The sequence below is a fragment of the Spirosoma arboris genome (assembly GCF_009754945.1).
Taxonomy (GTDB): Bacteria; Bacteroidota; Bacteroidia; order Cytophagales; family Spirosomataceae; genus Spirosoma; species Spirosoma arboris.
On the sequence record NZ_WPIN01000029.1, the window covers coordinates 62,523 to 82,345 of the forward strand.

At 46.0% G+C, this 19,823-nt stretch carries 18 protein-coding genes; 11 read left to right on the top strand and 7 right to left on the bottom strand.

The window, feature by feature from the left end:
* Positions 1–59: 59 nt before the first annotated feature.
* Positions 60–1,055 carry a toll/interleukin-1 receptor domain-containing protein gene (locus tag GO755_RS38630; protein ID WP_157590792.1) on the bottom strand — a complete coding sequence of 332 codons (996 nt, stop codon included), beginning with the start codon at positions 1,053–1,055 and terminating at the stop codon, positions 60–62.
* 264 nt (positions 1,056–1,319) lie between these two features.
* Between GO755_RS38630 and GO755_RS41940 the strand changes: the two genes are divergently transcribed.
* Positions 1,320–1,451: a hypothetical protein gene (locus GO755_RS41940; protein WP_262887047.1), complete on the top strand. Its 132-nt coding sequence runs from the start codon at positions 1,320–1,322 to the stop codon at positions 1,449–1,451.
* Between the two features lie 84 nt (positions 1,452–1,535).
* On the opposite strand, the gene GO755_RS38635 is transcribed toward GO755_RS41940, so the two are convergent.
* Positions 1,536–2,360 (bottom strand): class I SAM-dependent methyltransferase, encoded by an 825-nt coding sequence (locus tag GO755_RS38635; RefSeq protein ID WP_157590793.1) that lies wholly within the window; start codon positions 2,358–2,360, stop codon positions 1,536–1,538.
* A 394-nt stretch (positions 2,361–2,754) separates the two neighbouring features.
* Here GO755_RS38635 and GO755_RS38640 point away from each other — a divergent pair, with 394 nt between their 5' ends.
* Positions 2,755–4,335: an autotransporter outer membrane beta-barrel domain-containing protein gene (locus GO755_RS38640; protein WP_157590794.1), complete on the top strand. Its 1,581-nt coding sequence runs from the start codon at positions 2,755–2,757 to the stop codon at positions 4,333–4,335.
* Between the two features lie 817 nt (positions 4,336–5,152).
* Here the strand turns inward: GO755_RS38640 and GO755_RS38645 are convergent.
* The 4 genes from GO755_RS38645 to GO755_RS38660 form a co-directional block, all read right to left on the bottom strand.
* Complete coding sequence (locus GO755_RS38645; protein ID WP_157590795.1) at positions 5,153–5,290, bottom strand: hypothetical protein; 138 nt, start codon at positions 5,288–5,290, stop codon at positions 5,153–5,155.
* A gap of 272 nt (positions 5,291–5,562) precedes the next feature.
* Positions 5,563–5,835, bottom strand: coding sequence for a hypothetical protein (locus tag GO755_RS38650; RefSeq protein WP_157590796.1), 273 nt, complete (start codon positions 5,833–5,835; stop codon positions 5,563–5,565).
* 184 nt (positions 5,836–6,019) lie between these two features.
* The gene (locus GO755_RS38655) at positions 6,020–6,256 is read right to left on the bottom strand and encodes a hypothetical protein (RefSeq protein ID WP_157590797.1); all 237 of its coding nucleotides are present in this window, start codon (positions 6,254–6,256) and stop codon (positions 6,020–6,022) included.
* Positions 6,257–6,468: 212 nt separating this feature from the next.
* Positions 6,469–7,809 carry an autotransporter outer membrane beta-barrel domain-containing protein gene (locus GO755_RS38660; RefSeq protein ID WP_227687270.1) on the bottom strand — a complete coding sequence of 447 codons (1,341 nt, stop codon included), beginning with the start codon at positions 7,807–7,809 and terminating at the stop codon, positions 6,469–6,471.
* 1,032 nt (positions 7,810–8,841) lie between these two features.
* Between GO755_RS38660 and GO755_RS38665 the strand changes: the two genes are divergently transcribed.
* The 7 genes from GO755_RS38665 to GO755_RS38695 all read left to right on the top strand — a co-directional run bounded on the left by GO755_RS38665 (position 8,842) and on the right by GO755_RS38695 (position 15,358).
* Positions 8,842–10,170, top strand: a complete 1,329-nt coding sequence (locus GO755_RS38665) for a site-specific integrase (RefSeq protein WP_157590799.1) — start codon at positions 8,842–8,844, stop codon at positions 10,168–10,170.
* Between the two features lie 20 nt (positions 10,171–10,190).
* Positions 10,191–11,138 carry a hypothetical protein gene (locus GO755_RS38670; protein WP_157590800.1) on the top strand — a complete coding sequence of 316 codons (948 nt, stop codon included), beginning with the start codon at positions 10,191–10,193 and terminating at the stop codon, positions 11,136–11,138.
* Positions 11,139–11,205: 67 nt separating this feature from the next.
* Entirely contained in the window at positions 11,206–11,592 is a 387-nt protein-coding gene (locus GO755_RS38675; protein WP_157590801.1) for a hypothetical protein, read from the top strand.
* Positions 11,589–12,077 carry a VRR-NUC domain-containing protein gene (locus GO755_RS38680; RefSeq protein WP_157590802.1) on the top strand — a complete coding sequence of 163 codons (489 nt, stop codon included), beginning with the start codon at positions 11,589–11,591 and terminating at the stop codon, positions 12,075–12,077. The genes GO755_RS38675 and GO755_RS38680 overlap by 4 nt, the downstream gene beginning before the upstream one ends.
* Positions 12,078–12,136: 59 nt before the next feature.
* A complete protein-coding gene (locus GO755_RS38685; RefSeq protein WP_157590803.1) occupies positions 12,137–13,384 on the top strand; it encodes a hypothetical protein in 1,248 nt (415 codons plus the stop codon).
* Between the two features lie 104 nt (positions 13,385–13,488).
* On the top strand, positions 13,489–15,030 hold the full coding sequence (locus GO755_RS38690; protein ID WP_157590804.1) for a BT4734/BF3469 family protein: 1,542 nt from the start codon (positions 13,489–13,491) through the stop codon (positions 15,028–15,030).
* Positions 15,031–15,034: 4 nt separating this feature from the next.
* Entirely contained in the window at positions 15,035–15,358 is a 324-nt protein-coding gene (locus tag GO755_RS38695) for a hypothetical protein (protein WP_157590805.1), read from the top strand.
* 13 nt (positions 15,359–15,371) lie between these two features.
* Here the strand turns inward: GO755_RS38695 and GO755_RS38700 are convergent, their stop codons facing one another.
* Positions 15,372–15,743, bottom strand: coding sequence for a nuclear transport factor 2 family protein (locus GO755_RS38700; protein ID WP_157590806.1), 372 nt, complete (start codon positions 15,741–15,743; stop codon positions 15,372–15,374).
* A 680-nt stretch (positions 15,744–16,423) separates the two neighbouring features.
* Between GO755_RS38700 and GO755_RS38705 the strand changes: the two genes are divergently transcribed.
* Both GO755_RS38705 and GO755_RS38710 read left to right on the top strand, forming a co-directional pair.
* Positions 16,424–16,741, top strand: coding sequence for an HNH endonuclease (locus GO755_RS38705; RefSeq protein WP_157590807.1), 318 nt, complete (start codon positions 16,424–16,426; stop codon positions 16,739–16,741).
* Between the two features lie 36 nt (positions 16,742–16,777).
* Positions 16,778–19,708 (top strand): hypothetical protein, encoded by a 2,931-nt coding sequence (locus GO755_RS38710; protein ID WP_157590808.1) that lies wholly within the window; start codon positions 16,778–16,780, stop codon positions 19,706–19,708.
* Positions 19,709–19,823: the final 115 nt, after the last annotated feature.

The following is a 19,823-nucleotide window of genomic DNA, read 5'->3' on the forward strand; positions in this document are numbered from 1 at the left end:
AGCCGAAGGTATCCAGTTTAATCCGGTGGTGGAGTGAACTGACATTGTCTTTTGACATGTCAGTTATGCTTATCTGGTTGGACACTAAGAATCTCAATGCTTTTCTGAATTTCCTGCTCTGCATTCCGTAATATGGATTGCCGGTGGGTTCCGTCTGCATTCGCTTTCTTAAGTGCAGCCTGTGCTTCTTTGATTGCCTCTAGTAATTGAGGATACAGTTTTGGGTCAAAAGCTTCAGCCGCAAAAGAAAGTGCATTGGCAGCTTCACGTCCGATAAACGGTTTTTCTTTGCCAATCAACTGGACAAGAAACTGGAGATGTTGCAGGCTAGTAAAAACCTGTAAGATTGAAACGGCTGCCAGTCGCTCACCTGGAGACGGACTTACAATTAATTCATCGAGTAGAGGATAGGAGGCATTTGCTAAATTTCGCATTTTTTCAAAGATCTGATTCATGCGTTTAGTACGCTCATCCGACTTCCCTACCATACGTTGGCGAGTTCTTTCATAGAGCTTTGCATAACATTGAACCTGATACCGAACCAGGCTGAGCGAGGAGCTGTCTAAGTTCGATGGGGTAATAGATTGAGGTAAGGGCTTTGGTGGAGGATTTTTAACCATTTTTTCTATTTCACTGGCTATCTCCAGTAGCGCATCTTCCCGCCTTGACCAGGAAGTAACAGGCTTAGCCCCATTAGGAATGAGCTGAAGCTCACTAAAAATAGATTCTTTCCATAAACAAGGTCTAAGTAAGATGACCATAACCTTCGCTTCCCCATGCTTCGCCCGGGCGAATGCTTTCTCGACTTCCACCCCAAAACAATAATCAGAAGCCAGAAAATCGGCACTCAGTAACAGTAGAATTAGATCGGCAGAATCAAGTTGAGCGGTTATTTCAGTATTCCAGTTAGCGCCTGGCTGGATTTGGCGATCATGCCACTCAGTAATAAGCTGTTGCCGTACTAATGGGGCAAGGTAGATACTAAGTTTATCACGTAAGGCTTTGTCCTTATGAGCATACGAATAAAAAACTCGCCAGGGATCTTGGTTATTCATTCGATTAACTGGGAAAGGATAGTTTGTTTTTAAAGATACTAGTAGGTTAGTGTAGTGACTACCTGTTTTTATCTACTGGCCACAGTATTGAATTTAGTATCGGTAGCCAAAATCTGTCGGCGAGAAGGTCTCAATACCGGCATTTATTACCTCTTCCTATGTGGATAGTGAAATGGCCCGAGTAGCCCGAATGCAGGTTAGATTTCAACCAGATGTTATTCAGCCTTCATTCCTCCACAAAGCTTCCTAATCGCTAGGGAAAAGATGAAATCATCTTTAGAAGATCCGCGCGATTGCTACGACTTCGAGACGCTCTGGCAGTGGTTGGAAGACATTCAGGAACTGGCCACCACACAGCGTGAACTAGTGAGTTGTTGCAATAGGCAGGCAATGTGACGTTGCAGACAAGCTCTACAGGCAACTGGATGAGAAAGTGACTCAGCATTGTTATCCCCTTCCTATAGGGCAGTATAGAACAGCTTAGCTTTTGTACGCTACAATAATATCCTGAAAGGTGGTTGCCTTTTTTCGTCCACACCACCGACCTGGATAGATGGAGGTTTGAGCTGATAAGCCGTGTTGGTTGAGAGTATTTATTACCCAGGACTCGTCGAATGCTGTACCCAAATCCGGATCTAAGGGGGTGAAAATGTAACGCCCCTCTAATTCATACTGAAAATTGTATTGACTAGATTCTCCCACCATGAGCCTCCGCGATTCCTCATTGAGTAAGAAGAATGTAGCAAAGCAACGGCCACCGGGTTTAAGTACACGACTGATTTCAGCAATATAATGTGCTGTCTCCCGAACGGGCATGTGAGTAAACACAGAGGTTAAAAAGACGAAATCAAAGCGATTATCTTCGAACGGAAACCGGTACTCATGTGCCTGATACTGCCCACTGGGGTGATAATGGCTGTTATAGACATCCGCTAATTGAAAGTGAAAATTGGGGAAGCGCGGGGCAACTGTACGCTGACACCAGTCTGTACCCTGCTTAACAATGTCGAAGCCATCATAACTTCCAGGTGAAGTCAGATAGTCGGTTAAGGGAACGGCCATTCGACCGATTCCACAGCCTATGTCCAAAACAGACTCAGTAGGCTTTAAACTACCAAGCTGAATAAAATGCTGCTTAAATTCCTGACCAACCGTTCGAAAGTCACCCGCTCCAATAAAGATTTTAGAGCGTGGAGGAGTTAATTCGTCACGCAGACCAAAAAGCAACTCGCTATAATCAACAACACTTGTGTAGGTCTTTCTGATTGGCTTTTTTAACGATTCGGGCAGTAATTGTCGTAGCATATTCGAGGTGAAAAACGTTAGTGTGAGCGCTGACTAATAGTGTTGTATCTATTAGATCTAGCTCGTCTTTATCGGATGGGTGAAGAAAAGGTAAGTAGGAACTGAAAAGTTTTTTCGAACAGCTAGAGGGCTTGCGGTACTTTGTGACTGAAAATTTGGAGGCCGGAACGTATCAATAAACCTCTACAATAGCCCACCACTTAGCTGTATGATCAAGCTTTAGACCTAAGTGTTATTGTGCCTTTTCGTAATGGAACAAACTCATCCGCTTAATCCGCTCATACATTTATCCGATTGAAAGCCATCGCTTGGCTTGCTAGTATTGCTGTACTTTATTTCAAATCATTAGCTACTCCTATCCAGTCAGCATTAGCTGGCAAAGTCAGGCAATTCTATGAAATCACTTTTCAGTTTGGTTAGTCTAGTCCTGCTCGTTTTACCCCTTTGGGCTCAAACCAATTATATTCAACGAGTCGCGAATTCCTCATCGCCTTCCGTCGACAATACATTTGTCGGAAATCAATCCGGGAATCTGACGATGACTGGCTTTAATAATACATTTTATGGATCTAAAACAGGAACTATAAACTCCTCGGCATCAAATAATACCTTTATTGGCAGTAATGTGGGCAATTTCGCGACGACTGGTGGAGCAAATACCTTTGTGGGTAGTACCGCAGGTCTTTTTACGGATATAGGGCACGATAATAGTTTTGTCGGCGCAGCTGCGGGGCAACAAAATACGAGTGCTTCTGGCAATACATTTATGGGTAGCTTTGCGGGTAAGGGTACTCGAACAGGGCCTTCTAACACTTTTCTGGGCGCTTATTCCGGTTTCGTAAATACTACGGGCTATAGTAATACGGTTGTAGGCGCTTATGCAGCTTATAAAATTGTATCCAGTGTTTATAATGTGATAATCGGTGACTCCGCTGGATATAATGCTACGGGCTCTGAACAGGTCATGATTGGCTCGAAAGCAGGCTTTAACACCACCAGTGGAATTCAGAATACGTTTATTGGGACTCAGTCAGGGTACTCGAACACAACGGGCGGCATCAATACGTTCACCGGGTATCTAACAGGCATTAGCAACAGGACTGGTTCCAATAATACATTTACGGGTGGGCTGGCTGGCTACAGCAACGATAATGGCACGGCCAACACGTTTTTGGGAAGTAGTGCTGGCTATAGCAATAGTTCCGGCAACAATAATGTGTTTATAGGCTCCTCAACGGGAAGCAATAACACCACAGGAGCAACCAACACCTTCATTGGTAGTCAAGCGGGTTCCAACAACACGTCAGGATCAAAAAACATCATCATTGGTCCTAACTCAGGAACCGCCATTACGACCAGCGATGACAATGTACTGATGGGTTACAACAGTCAGGCCGATGAGGGTATCTTTAACGGGATTGCAATCGGTTCTAATTCTCGCGTGTCTATGAGTAACGCCCTGATTCTGGGCAACGGGGTGAATGTTGGCATTGGTACCTCGGCTCCTAAATCCCGACTGGAAGTCGTTAGCGAAGCATCAGGGACTAGCGGGCTACGATTAACCAATCTAACTAGTCAGCACCAAACGGATGAGGCTACCGACCAATTCTTAACGGTCAACGGGCAAGGGGATGTAGTTAAAGCCCGCTATCAACTGCGTATTAACAACGCTAACGAGTGGAGTGATAAGGTATTTGCTCCAGGCTACAACATGCAATCACTGACTGAAGTAAAGAAGTACATCGATGCCAACCAGCATTTGCCGGGTGTACCCTCAGCTAGTGAAGTAGTCAGAGATGGCGTCGATTTAGTGAAAATGAATGCCACCTTTCTGGAGAAAGTAGAGGAGTTAACTTTGTATAGTATTCTGCAGGACAAGGCTATACAGCAACAGAGCGAAGAATTAAGAGTCATTAAGCAAGAGCAGGCTCAATTGAAGCAGCTGCTACAACAGGTGCTGAATCGCAAACAATAGATCTGTCGGTGTAGGCAGTGTAGCAAACGCAGGGTCAAACCTATGAAGGGAAGTAACGTTTTGTCATTACTACTTGTTTCGGTTGTCGTTTAAGCCGTAAGATTGCCATGCTGCAATCAGTTAACGGTAGGTCTTCAACGCTGACTTCGCTGAGGCCATTGTTTTTTAATGACCGCTAGCTAATACGAATTGATACTTTGCCGATAATAATCGTAGGTTATACTTGAATTGGTAGCGCTCAGCGTTACTTATGGTGTGGATAAAAAGAAAATGCCGACCCGGATTGGGTCGGCATTTTTTTGATAAAACCAGCCGACACCTAAGCAGATGACGGCTGATTAATCTGTTTGATAAATTATCTTTTCTTCCTTGGCTCTACTGGCTAGGCATCCAGTTGTTACTAGCGGTGAGGTAATGGAATTAAAAATCCCCAACCTGACGAGGAAGGGACTTTGTTATTTTTGGCGTTTATTTTTTAGTAATTACTTAACTAGCTGCTTGAATTGGTCAAGTCTTGTTTGTTGCTAGTTAGGTTAGCTTTATGTGAGTAGATGAGCTGGTATTTAGTACAGGTTCAAACCCTGATAGGGTTGCTTTGAACTATAACTGCTTGAGTAAGTACCGCTCAAATTAGGATACATCTGTAAGATGGCTGTCTCGTCCTGAAAAAAGTTGACAGATTTTAGGACTTATTTTCCTGAAGAATCGGAGCCAGTATCGACTCCGATTTTTTTCTATAGGTTTTAGCTTGACGTCTGCTTGTTGGTGCATTTGAGCGGGCGTCAGATACCCACAACTTAAATGCGGTCTCACTTGGTTATAAAGTTGAATGCTTTCCGCCAAATTCTGTTTTCAAAATCCCATTGATTCGTTCGGCAACGGCCTTATCATAGGGATTGCCATCTTGAGTAGTACTGGTGCGGAACTGAGCCTGTTTGAGTAAGTCCGTGTACATTCAACTGCTGTACTGCAGACCTCGATCCGAATAATGGATGGTTGTTCGTTCATAGCATCGATTAGCCAACGCCATTGTCAACGCTTTCACTGAGGAGATCGCCAATAGATTCTGACAGACTTTATGGCCCATAGTCCATTTTGAATAGGCCTCACTCACCAGATGAAGCTAGTAGTTCCCTCCACCCGTGAGTAGGTACGTAATATCAGCAACTGCAACGACGGCCCGGCCATACTTCTTCGGGGGCAGTAGGGACTACCCCTTTGGCTAAATCAGGATACTGGTGCATCCATCCCCTGGAATCGGTGGTTCTGACAAAGCTGCGTTTTTTTGACTAACATATCCTGGCTTCTTAGCAAATTAAACAGGGTATCACGGCCAATGCAGTATCCGTCTCGGTTCAGCAGATATTGTAGCTTGCGCGTACCTAATCGAGGTAATTGCTGGCGATACAACTGAATCTGTTGGAGCAGTTGAATGGGTTTTGGGCTGGCTTGCTGAGCCGTTTGTTGGCGCTGATAATAAGCGTGTTTACTAAATACCAATTAACTACAGAGCGGCTCAACAGGCAATGACTCGGCCTGGCTTAACCGCTCGACGGCTTGATGCCATCTTTTTTAAGATGCTGATTCCTTCTTCTTGCTCGGTGATCTGGATCAAAGTCTGATAGGTTTTAACTTGCGCCAGGGCATTGACTAAAGCTTGCTCTAATTCTTTGATGCGTTGCTTTTAAGGGTCTTTCAGGGGGCGTCCCATTTGGGTGTGTGGGCTAGTTGGATACGCTAATCTACCATATTGTCGACACCATTTCAAAATGGTTGAGTTGCCTTTGATACCATACTTAAGCGCCAGTCGATCTTTGTTCAAAAGGCCTCCTTCATATTCTTGGACGATCTTGCGTTTAAAGGCAACACTATACTTTTTTGCAGGGGCCTTGAGAATAGGCTTACTAGTTTGTTTATTCATGAGTTGACTCAATAAGAATCAACCTTTTTAGGACGTGACAATAAAACAAAAAACCCCCTATCGGATTCAAACGGTAGGGGGTTTTTGTTTACAGGGGTATAGTCTCGGGGTGAGACACTTGCTTTGGGAGCAAGAAGCAGTCGATTCGACACCGGCTCTACACACATTGGCGCTCGGCTATCCACTCGGCGATCTTCTGTATTTAACGCGAATTACTTCTTTTCTAGTAGCCCTTTAACCAATCGTTCCAGCTCATCAATTTTAGCCTGCTGTTGTTGGCTGGTTTTCTCCAGTTGAATGCTATACAGGGTTAACTCCTCAATTTTCTCTAACAGCTTGGCATCCATTTTGGCCACATCAATTCCTTTCTCGACTACCTCAGTTGCTGACGGTACGCCCGGTAGATGACCCTGCTGCTGGATATGCTGTTCGACCTCGCCTAGGCTCTTTAGTTGATATCCCCTTTCAAATACTTTATCGGACCATTCACTCGTGTTTTTAATGGCTACCTTTACCTTCTCGGTTAAAATACCTTTTTCCACAAAGAGCTTGTAGTCAGAAGGTGTTTTGATCATCTGCTGACCAATGATAACACCTCCTGAGTTGTTATTTTGAAGATGTTCTCCACTGGTTTGCCACAGCCCATCAGCAGCTGTTGCAGCTTGGCGAAGATTAGGTGTACCAGATGTGGCTAGGACCACATCGCCAGAGGCTGTAACGGTCAAGAACTTATCCGTTGTATAGGTTGTCGAGACAGCGCTGGTTAGATTAGTCAGCCGCAATCCACTATTACCGGGTGTGCCTTGGGTAATTTCTAATGTATTTTGTGGAGCTTCTGTACCAATACCTACACTCAATGAATTAACCCCTGTACCTCCCAATACCATTGAGTTATTCTGATTGACAATAGCGTTGTGTCCAATAGCAACTGCATTATTAATCATTGGAGAAGAGCCAGCATTTGCCCCCAGAAATGTATTATACGAACTTTCGGCTCCTCCACCTGCTCCCAGGCCTACATAAGTATTGCCTACACCCGTTGTGTTATTATAGCCTGCATAAGTACCAACAAAAGCATTACCGGTACCAGTGGTATTATAAGCTCCTGAAGCATGACCAAAGAATGCGTTATCATTGCCAGTCGTATTCGCATTACCTGCATAGGAGCCGATGAATGCATTATCATTGCCGCTCGTATTGCTATAGCCGGTAAAATAACCGATAAATGAGTTATACTTACCCGTGATGTTCAAATAGCCAGCGCGGTTTCCGATAAAAGAATTAGAAATTCCGCTTATGTTGCTATAACCTGCCAGATAGCCTATAAAAGAATTATTACTGCCAATCGTGTTGTTATAACCCGCATTGGCCCCGATAAAGGCGTTAGATTCGCCTGTCGTATTCTGATAACCGGTACGCGCTCCAATAAATATATTTAATTGGCCTGTCGTATTGAAATAGCCTACTTCATCACCGATGAAAGCGTTATAACTTCCGGTTGTTATAGATTTACCTGCATTATGTCCTATAAGGGCGTTTTGTGAACCTAACATGGTTGTATTACCTGCGGAAGTACCGATTAGGGTATTAAAATAACTTGGATAAGTAGAGTTAGGCTCAGTGGCTAAAAAATTAGTGGGAGTCTGTGCCCTTAGAGAACTGGATACTAGTAGTAGCAAGCAGAGGTAGAGAGATGGATGCATACGATTGAATCAGTTTGGGAGTAAAAGCTATCATAAAGTTAAGCACAATCAACCAACGTATGAGAGTCCCTGGACTTAGTTAGTTGTTGCCTTTATCTTTAAAGTTGATTTTAGGTACTTATGAATTTTATAAGCTTTTAGAGTTGGTTATTTTGCAAAAAGTGGTCTCTCATGTCTATAATCAATTCTGAGGTCGTTTACTAGGCTGAAAATTAAGTCTGTTTTTTTTCTTGTTGATAATGAACTTACATCAAGTCTATTAAAGGTAATACCTCAATAGCCTGCATCTGAGCGTTATTCAGGTTCACATCATGATCCTTCAGCAGCACGACAATCGCCTTTTATAAGTAGCAGGAACGCTTAGCTTACTACTGGTAATAGTCGAAGTCTTACCATTTAATTTCGCCGTCAGCATGATCAAATTATTTAGGCACTAAGCTACATTTAATTTAATCTCTAACTACGGTCAGGCCAGTGGTGAAAGTGATAAAAGTTTAGGCCGAAACAAATACTTTTTTGCTATGGCTTCTGCCATGAATTGTTCTCCCTGATCGAGAAGTAATAAATAGCAGCAGTCCTACCAAAATCAACTATAGGAGGTGTTTCAACCGCTTCCCAACCTTTATAAAAAAAGCCAGCTAGTACGTCTACTAACTGGCTCATTTCATGAACTTTATGGGCGAGCGGGAAATGGGTCTCGAACCCACGGCCTGCAGCTTGGGAAGCTATATTTGTACGTGTTGGGTGCTTTTCGTTGGGCGAAATAGTGAGCTGCAAATCAATATATTAGCTCTTATTTTGTGTTAGTTAGTTTTGGTTGTTTTTGGTTGATTTAGTATGTTTGTGTTAGTAAGCGTGTTAGTTACTAACACAGTTCTTGTAATGGCACAGTCAACCGATCACAAAGAGAGTAAAGCGAGCGTTCGTATTGTTTATCGCAAGTACGATACGCTCCAAGATGGCTCGCACCCTTTTTTTGTCTGCATTACAAAAGACCGTCAGCGAAAATACATTGCCACCGGACTAAGTCTTCATCCCCAATTCTGGAACGACGAAAAAAACACGTTTCGTAAAAGTGTCCCTACAGCTAAACGCCAAGCCTTAGAAGCATCTTTTCAGGTGTGGAAAGATAAATACACAAATGCCGCCGAAGCGTTGGCTGATGCCGATCAGGCGCACGATGCCCGCTCGGTTGCTACCAAAGTCAGTGATGAGCGAAAGGCTACCCGGCAGTTCAAACTTCTATCGTATTTCGAGGAGCTGATCAACCAGTTCGAGAAAACGGGTAACGTTGGTAACCGGAAAGTGTACCGCGATGTACAGAACAACCTTACCCGCTACATTGGGGAGGGCAAAGACATCTCATTTGATCAGATCACCGTTAAGTTCTGTATTGGCTGGGAGAACAAGATGCGCTCCGAGGGATTGACTGAAATTACCCTATCCGTAAAGTTTAGAACGCTCCGGGCAGTCCTTAACAAAGCCATTGCCAGCGGGTATGCCAAACCCGATAGCTATCCCTTCGCCCGCAATACCGCTGAGCAGCATAAGTTTCAGGTGGGTAAGTTTGATACCCGGACCACCAAGCGGGCCATTAGCAAAGCCGATATCCGTAAGATTGAAGCCTTTGAGCCGATTCCCTACACAGGGCCCTATGCAAGCCTCAGAGATACCAGTGCTCGGGAAAAACTGGCCCGCGATCTATTCTTGTTCTCCTATTACTGCGGGGGTATCAACTTTGTCGATATGGCCATGCTTAAGTGGGCCAATGTGGGTGAAGACCTGGATGGAAAGCCCCGTCTGACCTATGTTCGTCAGAAGACGGGTGGGCGCTTCTCTGTGCGTCTAATGCCTTCTGCCCTGGCTATCCTGGAGCGCTACCGGTCAGGTATGAATGCTACGCCGACCAGCTATATTTTCCCTGTGCTCAACTCAGCCCTGCACCGGACACCCTCGCAGATACACAACCGTTGCAATAAGATCATGGGGCAGGTCAATGCTGACCTAAAGACCATTGGAACCGCTGTTGGTATCACAACACCTTTAACGACCTACGTAGCGCGGCACAGCTTCGCTACGGCCTTGAAACACTCCGGGGTGGCTACAGGTATCATTTCGGAGGCAATGGGCCACAGCGACGAGCGTACGACGCAGATATACCTGTCTGAGTTCGATACCGATTTGGTTGATGCCGCTTTTGAAAACTTATAATTCTATCACACTTAATGCAAATGGAGCCAAAGAAGTTGACGATGAGGGATCTCCAAAAAATGGAGAAAGGGGAGATGCCTATGACTGAGGAAGGACAAAGGCGCTTAGCCGAAATGAAGGAAATGGCGGATAAGATTAAGGCCAGTATTGCTGCGTCTCAAAGTGCAATCAATCCAGTCATAGTTGCCCTTACAGCGGCTACGCGGACTACAGAGTCCGCAATTGCGCAGTTTCATACCGGCCAAGCGGCAGCAAAATTAGCGGTAGGCTCTTTAGCTGCGAATATTAAAGGATTTCAAGAGTCAATGCGGCCATTTATTGAGCAGATGGCCGAAGCCTTAAGGGTGACTCGGTTAATAAAGGGTACAGCAGAAGAGGTATATGAGAAGGAAAAAGGTTTCTATGAGAAGAAGTATGGACTGACTATTAGAGATTATGATACATTTTGGTATTGGTTGTGCGAAGAATTTGACAATCACCTTTCCCAAAATGATGAAGCCAAAATACAAGTTGATTATGAAGCTATTGTAAATTATTATGGCCGCTTCTATAAAGGTCAAATGGAAAGGAGGGTTTTACTTGTTGAAAGTGAGCCAGTAGTAGGTAAATCCACTAGCGGTGTAAAGAATAGAAAAACCCAGTCTGATATCGAATCTTGCTACTCATTTATTGAAGCATTTATTGATGAAGAGAATGCATCAGAAATAATAGAAAAATTGAAAAACCTATATAAAGGCGTAGACCCTGGCCAATATGCATATATGCTATATGCCTTATACGATTTAGGATTAATCTCAGACCCCGCCACTGCCAACAAAACAAAACTACACCAGCGGCTAAATGCTACGTTTACAAATGTTGGGAGTCGACAAAATCTTAATGACCATATAAATAGACTAAATGCGCCCAGCCAACACGAAAATATTGAGATTCAGAACCATAAGAGAAAGATTCAGAACTTTAAATAGACTTGCAAGTTGCATTTTTCTTGCAAAAAACTTGCCGCAAGAAACGCCAATTTAACCTTATTGACCTTTGAGCCGTACTAAAAATACGGTCATGATAGATAATCCATTTGCAGTTATTGACCGCCGGATTAACCGGCTAGAATCTCTTTTAATAGAAATAAGGGACGCTCTGCACGGCCCTTCGAGCTCAGTCGAGGTCGACCCTTATGGCGATTTTAAATGGTTGTGCAGTACATGCCCTGGCATACCCGCCAGTACACTCCGCATTAAGTCCGCAGCTGGTGAAATTCCTGGTGTTGTCAAATTCGGCAAGCGAGTTCTATACGAAAAAGCCACTGTCCTAAACTGGCTACGTAGTCAAACTCGTCAGGCTGTTGATGCCGCTTTGATTGAACAACAGGCCGAGGAGCAGTTTGGCCAGCAACTTAGCAAAAGAGGAGGTGTACGGGCATGAGCAGATCCCTAATCACCTCCGCAAAAAAGCAGAGTGCCAGTCCCGCTCTTCAGCAACTGATAACCCTGAAAGAGGTATACCTAGCGAATCGATACCCCAATGTTCCGGCCAACTTTCGACCTAAGCCCAAATATGAAGATAATACGGCTAATGGCTTAACCCGTTGTATTCTGGACTTCATAAGGTTCTCAGGTGGCTTCGCCACACGCATCCAGTCCCAAGGTCAATACCGCCCAGGTATTAATGGTCGGCGTGGCCAGTACACCTACGGAAACACACGTAAGGGTACCGCTGATATTCATGCGGTTGCTAATGGATTCCATATTAGTGTGGAAGTAAAAATCGGGAAAGACCGAATGAGTAAAGCTCAGCGCCTGATGCAGACTGACATTCAGAAGGCGGGCGGTCATTACTTCGTAGCCCACACATTTCAGGATTTCTACGAGTTTTTTACCGCCGAGTTTCTCACTCCTCCATTTGCTTAACCTACCTCAAAACAAAACCGCCAACGGGGGCAACCGAAGGCGGCTAAAAACTTGACAATATGACAAAAGAAGAACAGGACAAAGATACATACAGACCGCCATTTTATGACATGTCGGACGAAGAATTAGCAGCATCTGCTGCCTTTGACTTCACCGCTGAAGAGTCTGAACAAATTCCCGCCGAGCAACCGCGCCAGAGTCAATCAACTAATCACCAGACGATTCTGGAGCGACTGCTTAGTAAAGAACAGGCTTTGAGTTATGCCGCCACTCAGCCTGTTGTCTTTAGCCCTCCGCTTATCAGTCGGGCTGACATTGGTATTATTGGACGCAATACGATCAATATTGTTCAAGGCGCTTTTGGTTCGCACAAGTCCCGCTGGGCAGAGCTAGTAGCTGCGCTAATGCTAACTGGCAATGATAATGATGACCCTCAGTTTCTAGAGTTCAAAAAGGCAATGCTTGAACGCTTCTGTGTGTGCTATATCGATACGGAACGAAACCTAACCGAGGAATTACCCTATGCTGTTCAAGGTATTAAACTACGAGCTGGGTACCGACTGGACCAAACACCCGAACACTTCCGATTTACCTCTATCAAAGGCGAAGAGCGGAAAGACCGCTTCAAAGCTATTGAAACGTTTATCCACCATGTTCGCGACCAGACGAGCCTGCACCTGTTCTGTCTGATTGATGTCGTGACCGACGCCATAGGCGACTTTAACGACCCGAAGGAATCAATGAAGTTGTTTGATTTTCTGGGTAACCTCTGCGATAACTATGACGCTACATTTTTGCTGGTGATCCACCAGAACCCCGGCACTGAAAAGGCCCGAGGACATACGGGTACCGAAGCGGCAAACAAAGCCAGTACGGTTTTACAGATCGGCCTGGAAAAAGATGCCAACGGCAATGACACGGACTTAATTAAACTGCGCTACTTAAAACTGCGTCGGGGCAAGAAACCGGAACCGCTATTTTTGCAATTCTGCAAAGAATATAACGGATTACAATTGGCAGGGGCTGATGCCATCGCCAACCATATTAATCACCGTAAACATAAAGCCGATACAGAGGATATCGCCGATCGATTAATAAGCCTGTTATCAGAGGGACCACTGGCTAAAAACGAGGTCTGGAAAATACTGACCTCCGAGTTTGGTGCCAAGAATGCAACCATTCGCGAACGGCTCAAATGTATTATGGAAGAACAGCCTACGATGTACGATGAGGAAGGTCTAGCGGTCCGCCTGACCGATTATAAGGAGGGTCGCAACCAGTACTTTAAACTTTCTCTAATCGAGTGAAACGAAGGTGCCAACTGCCAAACCCCTTATATAGCCTTTGGCAGTTGGCAGTATTGAATTATCCTGCCAAAATCTGTTTGGCACCTTTTTTAGCAGTTAGCAGTATGGAAACTCAAGTATTTCGCCCCACCCTGTTAGACGTACCTATTAGCTACTTTGAGTACGATCACCAGCGGGATACATTCGGCAATGTACCTGCTCAACAGACCACACTCCGTCGCATGGGGACCACCAAATTTTATCGTAATCCTATCGAAACGATCCGCGCTGAACCCGATAAGACAGTTCAGGATACATTGAAAAAACATCTACCGGCTTTTACCCCCGTTGCTTGGCTCTATCACCGCCGACGCGACACCAGTTTTAGTCAGAAGATTCGTCAGCAGTGGCCGCTCCTAATGGGGGATATAGATAAGAAAGACAACCCAGGTATCAATATGGCTGAACTAAAAAAGCATCTCACTCGACTACCATATATATTGCTTTGCGCCTATTCCGTTCGAGGGGGGCTCTGGTTTGTAGTTCGGCTGCCGGATGAGCAGACCCCCGAGATACTAGCCGCTCATTTTCGCTATTTGCAAAAGCTCTTTAGTCATAAGTTCGGTGTAAAACTGGATACAACCAAGGGGGGGAATCCAACGGACTTGCGCTTTGTCAGTTATGATGCAGATCCCTACATCAATGAAGACGCTACTGTACTGGTTGGCACTTATACACCACCTCCGCCAAAGCCTCGTGTAGTCGATTATGACCGCGCTGATGGGGAAGATGAAAGTCAACTCTTAGCTCGACTAGTTCGCTTCACAGAAAGTGCGGGAGAGGGTGAGAGGCACGCCACTTTATTGAAAGCGGCCAAGTTAGCGGGCGGGTTTGTTGCAGCCGGACGAATGGATGAGCAGACTGCAATTTATGCCCTAGAGACCGTAGCCAGCGAGTGGCCGAATCCGACTAAATCGTCAAAGACAATTCGCGATGGGATACGGTACGGGCTCACGAGTCCTGTCTACCCAGACGCAAAACCTGACCGCGAAAGCTACCGCCCAACTCAGCCTTTTTACACTAAAATGATACTGCCAACTGCCAAACCCCCTATAGTCACTTTGGCAGTTGGCAGTATTGAATTATCCCCAATCGGCGTCGACCCGCCGACTAAGCCAAACGCTGGTTACCCTCCAGATCTCCAAACTAAAGAATCGCAATTAGACTCTTTAGTTGTTGATCCAATTGTTATCCGCCGTGCTGGTCAGGATGAGTCAACAAGTTGTGTAGCCACCACTGAAAAGCTCTGGTATGAGGCAAATCCACCTACTGCCTGTATCGCTCACCCTAGGGCACCATTAGCCTTTGATGCAGGTAGACAACTAAAACGTATACAGGATAGCGTTATAGTACCTAAAGATAAAGAGAGCCCTGTCGCCGAAAACACGTTTGACAACTTGGCCGCTAGTCCTACTACTATACTTAAGCCCGGTGAATCCCAAATCGAACGGTTAGTAGTCGCCCCCTGTGATAGCTACCCTGCTGAATGGGATGAACCCAACGCGCCCGATGCGGTACCGACAATTAAGCCGCTTTCCTTTTTCGAGTGGCAGCGCCAGAATCCATCATTTAGCCAGTTAGGATTAGCCTCCTTAAACAAACAATAAGATTATGTTAACAGATCTGGATCAATCCGACGATGAGGAGACGCCCGAATTTGAGCGGATCACTGATCCTATCATCAACCGGTACGCCAAACAGCTTCATGAGCTAACCTGGGCATTGACTCAGGAAACCGAGCACTATCCACTCAACCGGGCGCAGGTGAACCAGTTCATTGATACGCTCACGACCCTGCGAGCCCTGCTGGTGTTTGCCCACGACCTGGAACGCCTTGATGGGGTGCTTCGCATGAACTTCCCGGATGTGTATTACAACCACACCGCTAACCTCGTGTCGATGCTCACAGACATACCTCTTAGCACGAAGAACTAAGCAAAGTAGAACCTTACCAAGCAACTAACGTAATGCTACCCGCGATAACCTGCCAGCGGCCCTGCCGATTGGTCCACACCCGGAAGTACCGGTACTGCCCGTCCGCTTCCTGTCCGTCGAATACGCCCCGTATATCGGCCTTTCTCGACACAATCACCAGATTATCTATGGGCTTAATAGTAGGTTCGTGGGCTACCAGGCTAGTAATATACATGGTCCGAGCGCGGTGTGAGGCCAGATCCATTGCTTTATCATACAGCGCACCATCGGGACCTACAAACAGTAAGTCATCTGCCAGTAAGGTATCCAGCGTGTCCGCGTCGGAGGCTAGCTGGGCCTTGATAAGGGCTTGTTCAGCCTGCTCTATTTGCTCGATTAGGTTCATGATCTTCACAGAAGAGGTTAATAAAGCAAAGATCAATCAGGCTACTACAGCTGCTAGTCGGCAGGACTTAAGAGTTTATCAGCATGGCTTGAGAAGCCCGAGAGGGAGGGTACGGCAAATAGCTAGGGCGCTTCAGACCACGAATCGCAGCCCTGCCACAGCTCTCCTCGTGCAAAACTCTATAGGGGGGTTACCCCTGGCTTCATATGTACAACTTCAGTTGGGAGGGAGGGGTAGGTCAAATCCCTAAAGACGGCTTCTCCGCGAATCGCATGTCTAGTCTTTCACACTTGCCGTCAAAATTGGGTAGGGGGTAGCCTTGTCTTTTCATATGTATACAAATAGTTTATATTTCATTATTTTGGTTAACTTATCGCGAATCATTTATTACCACTAGCCACACCTTCAAAATTTGGCTGAGAATTAAATTGCTGACAATCAGAAATTAACATTGAATTTGTAACCAAAATATAAAATATGAAATAGGGGGTATTTTCGAATAATATTGACACGGATTTTTTGGGGCTAGGACTGCGATTCGTACAGGCGAGGGCTTTCAAGATTTTACCCACCCCTGGGTAGGTGCCTGCACGAAGTGAAATATCCCAGCTTCCCCCTTGATAATCAGGTGAATTAGTTTATTTTTACTTTTATATACAAAGTACTTTGAAATACTTCATATGCCTACAGTAAACAAAGTAATACGACCCTGGATGAAGGGAACCCAAAAGCCGAAAAGCCGCTGGGCCAATGAAGAGCACGGCGGAGTTCCCAACCAGTTTTATAGAAATGCACCGTGGCGTCGCCTGCGTAAGCTTCAGTTAGAAAAGCAGCCCCTGTGTCAGCACTGTCTGGAGAAGAAGAAGCTAACGCCTGCCAACACCGTCGACCATATCAAACCCATCCGGTTAGGCGGGGAACCACTCGACGAAAACAACTTAATGAGTTTGTGCAAATCCTGTCACGCCCGCAAGTCGGCCAAGGAACGGAGTCAATAACAAATATTCATTCACACAACTACTACTTGAACAACTATGGGAGCAGGAGCCGTTAATATAGCCCTCGGTTTAACCATTACTGACCTACTCAGAGGGTTTAATACCGCAGGCGCAACCGTCCGCCAATTTACCAGTCTGACTCAATCGCAGTTTAATAGCCTTAATGGAGTGGGGTCTATTCCAGCAGCCTCCGTTGCCTCGATCACCACAGCAATGGGATTGGCCAACAGGCAGATAAACCCGTTGATTGCAGGATTGGGCAACCTTAGACAGTCGGGTATAGGGCTAACTTCACTCGCTAGTGGATTTGGGAGCCTCTTCGCTGTAGACAAGATCGTTGGTTTTGGGTCGGCGATTGCCGAAGCAAGCGGCAAATCAGAGAAGTACTTTGCCATACTACGTAATGGATTAGGTAGTAGCACCGGAGCAAAAGACAACCTGTCTATGCTAACGGACTTTGCCGCTTCTACTCCATTTGGACTTGATGAATTAACCGGCTCGTTCGTTAAGTTCGTCAACAGAGGGATAACGCCAACCAAGAAAGAGCTAACGAACCTGGGGGACCTAGCGGCCTCACAGGGTAAAGGATTCGATCAGTTGACCGAGGCAATCCTAGACGCTCAATCCGGCGAATTTGAACGGCTAAAGGAGTTTGGGATCAAAGCGGCTAAGTCGGGCGATTCAGTCACCCTCTCGTTCAAAGGCGTAACGCAGACAATCAAGAATACTAGTGATGAGATTACGAAGGCTATCTACGGCTTTGGTCAACTTGGTGGGGTTGCAGGCGGTATGGCTGCGGTGAGTCAAACACTGGAGGGGAAATTGAGCAATCTGGGCGATAGTTTTGATCGGCTACTGGTGGCGCTGGGTGAAGCAGGCGTTGCAGGCGGCTTCAAAGAGGCTATCGATATGGGGCAACGATTCCTTTCTTTCGTTACCGAGCTGATTGCCAAGTCTCCGGTTGAGGATCTTCGAGCCCAACAAACCGAGCTAAATGGCCTTGTTGGGGCCTTGGCGCTGGCCAGTGATAACGAGGGGGTACGACTAAATCTAATTCAGCGCCTTAAGCAGGAATACCCGGAATTTCTGGGCAACCTCAACAGTGAATCCATAACGACTGATCTATTGTCTACCCGGCTAGCTGCGGTCAACGAGCAGTACGAACGAAAGATTCGGATTGCACTAGGTCAACAGAAGATCCAAAAGGCAACAGAAGCGGTAACCCAGGCCATCGATCAACAATCGAACGCGTTACGGCAGCTCTCTCTGGCTTCGGGCCAATCGGTTACTGATCTGGAGAAATTGAGTAGTACTGAGCGGATTGCCTTGGCCCGCAGATTAGCCGCCGAACAGCCCCAGCAAAATCTGGGGATGGGGGTTTCCGGGCCAGGGCCCTTATCCGCTGTCGCTACTGTCCTGGAGCAAGCGGGTAGGCAGCAGGCAACAGCACAGGCGGAGTTAAATAATCTCCTGGCTGAGAATGCGACCCGTCAGGCAGACTTAACGACGGAAACGGTTAGTGGATACAAACAACAAATTGGGTTGATCCAGGAGAAGATTAAGCTGCATAAGATCGAGAAAGCCGAGGGGCTAGCCGAAATAAAACGCCTTAACGATCAGATCCTGATTGCTCAGGGCAAACAAATACCCGTCACACCTACGCTTTCTACGAAACCCACTGTAAAGGTGAAGGTTGAACCTTTATTAGACACTAGCAACCTGTCGGTCTTTAAGCGTTACGCCGAACAGCTTAAAAAGGAAATACAGGCAATTGGACCCACAGATGTTAATGAAGGTGATTCGGATGCGGTAAAGAGAAGTAAGGCCATGTTGGATGCCTTACTGAAGCAAAAGCAGGCTGAGTTTGTCGCTATCAATGACAGCATTAATCAATTAGAATCGCGGGTCACTAAGACGACAAGTTCGCCTGTTGCAATTCCGGGCTTGTCTGAAATAGCGAGTCCGGCTACGCGTGAGGTCGTTGCGGGCATTGTCGAACAAGTCGGGAAGCTCAAGGAAAGTACTCCTGGGATATTTACCAATACGGGCTTAAGTGGCTTTATCAGTAGCCTGGGTATAGCCAAGCCTAGTCTAGAGTTTTATCGAAATAAACTCAACGAAATACAGGCAACAATCGCAAACTTTCCTGCTTTGGGATTGCCCATACCAAAGGACGCCATCGACTTACTGGCTCTTTATACCCAGAAAGTAAACGAAGCCGAACGGGCACTTGAAGCGGCTAAACTAGCTGCCGAGAATCAACGTCTGGCGAGCCTACCCAAATTAGGCGGGGTGCAATTAGGCGGTTTAAACCTACAACTATTTAATGACTCTGCTAACACCCTGACGGAGCGATCAAAGCAATTAGGGGCTTCGGTGACCTCGGCAATTCAGGGAGCGGCTAGTAGCTCAATAACTGCTCTGGGGGAATGGGTAGGGGGAATGTTTGCCGGAACTGAAAAGCTAGGTAATCTTCCGATAGCCATTGGGGGTATTTTCGCCAACCTCGCAAAAGTTATGGGTTCCTCTCTGGTCGCCTTTGGTACGGCAGGTTTAGCCGCTAAAGCATTTGTTGGTAATCCTATAGGCGCTATTGCTGCGGGGCTTGCCTTAACCGTGCTGGGGTCCGCTTTACAGGCAACGATGCAGAAGCAGGTCTCTGGAATAAAAGATTTTGCGGGTGGTGGCTTATTCACAGGCGAAAGTATTATTCGAGTTGGTGAGAATGCCCGCGCTTTACGGGGTGGTGGTGAGTTCGTAGCCCCTGTCGCTCTTGGCGCAGATTTGATTAGTACTCGAATAATGGAAAATCTTCAACCAACGCTTAACCCCAATCTAAGGCAAAGGACTGTAGGGCTAGCGCGTAGGTCAGTTGAGGTGAATTTAAGCGGTGAATTTAAGTTAAGGGGGACCGATTTGTATTGGTCCCTTGAAAGGACAAAAGAGTCATTGCAATTCCTACTGTAATGCACCTGTTTTACACCCAAACGATATGATACCAACGGAACAAACGTACACGAAAGAGGATCGGACTTATGTGAAGTCCGATTACTTTGCATACCTGGTGCAGAATGACTTAATT

What these genes read in the sequence shown, in the direction of transcription:
- GO755_RS38685 (WP_157590803.1), top strand. Translation starts at nt 12,137, where the DNA reads ATGACAAAAGAAGAACAGGACAAAGATACATACAGACCGCCATTTTAT.
- GO755_RS38690 (WP_157590804.1), top strand. Translation starts at nt 13,489, where the DNA reads ATGGAAACTCAAGTATTTCGCCCCACCCTGTTAGACGTACCTATTAGC.
- GO755_RS38640 (WP_157590794.1), top strand. Translation starts at nt 2,755, where the DNA reads ATGAAATCACTTTTCAGTTTGGTTAGTCTAGTCCTGCTCGTTTTACCC.
- GO755_RS38680 (WP_157590802.1), top strand. Translation starts at nt 11,589, where the DNA reads ATGAGCAGATCCCTAATCACCTCCGCAAAAAAGCAGAGTGCCAGTCCC.
- GO755_RS38655 (WP_157590797.1), bottom strand. Translation starts at nt 6,256, where the DNA reads ATGAATAAACAAACTAGTAAGCCTATTCTCAAGGCCCCTGCAAAAAAG.
- GO755_RS38670 (WP_157590800.1), top strand. Translation starts at nt 10,191, where the DNA reads ATGGAGCCAAAGAAGTTGACGATGAGGGATCTCCAAAAAATGGAGAAA.
- GO755_RS38695 (WP_157590805.1), top strand. Translation starts at nt 15,035, where the DNA reads ATGTTAACAGATCTGGATCAATCCGACGATGAGGAGACGCCCGAATTT.
- GO755_RS38700 (WP_157590806.1), bottom strand. Translation starts at nt 15,743, where the DNA reads ATGAACCTAATCGAGCAAATAGAGCAGGCTGAACAAGCCCTTATCAAG.
- GO755_RS41940 (WP_262887047.1), top strand. Translation starts at nt 1,320, where the DNA reads ATGAAATCATCTTTAGAAGATCCGCGCGATTGCTACGACTTCGAGACG.
- GO755_RS38630 (WP_157590792.1), bottom strand. Translation starts at nt 1,055, where the DNA reads ATGAATAACCAAGATCCCTGGCGAGTTTTTTATTCGTATGCTCATAAG.
- GO755_RS38710 (WP_157590808.1), top strand. Translation starts at nt 16,778, where the DNA reads ATGGGAGCAGGAGCCGTTAATATAGCCCTCGGTTTAACCATTACTGAC.
- GO755_RS38705 (WP_157590807.1), top strand. Translation starts at nt 16,424, where the DNA reads ATGCCTACAGTAAACAAAGTAATACGACCCTGGATGAAGGGAACCCAA.
- GO755_RS38635 (WP_157590793.1), bottom strand. Translation starts at nt 2,360, where the DNA reads ATGCTACGACAATTACTGCCCGAATCGTTAAAAAAGCCAATCAGAAAG.
- GO755_RS38660 (WP_227687270.1), bottom strand. Translation starts at nt 7,809, where the DNA reads ATGTTAGGTTCACAAAACGCCCTTATAGGACATAATGCAGGTAAATCT.
- GO755_RS38665 (WP_157590799.1), top strand. Translation starts at nt 8,842, where the DNA reads ATGGCACAGTCAACCGATCACAAAGAGAGTAAAGCGAGCGTTCGTATT.
- GO755_RS38645 (WP_157590795.1), bottom strand. Translation starts at nt 5,290, where the DNA reads ATGTACACGGACTTACTCAAACAGGCTCAGTTCCGCACCAGTACTACT.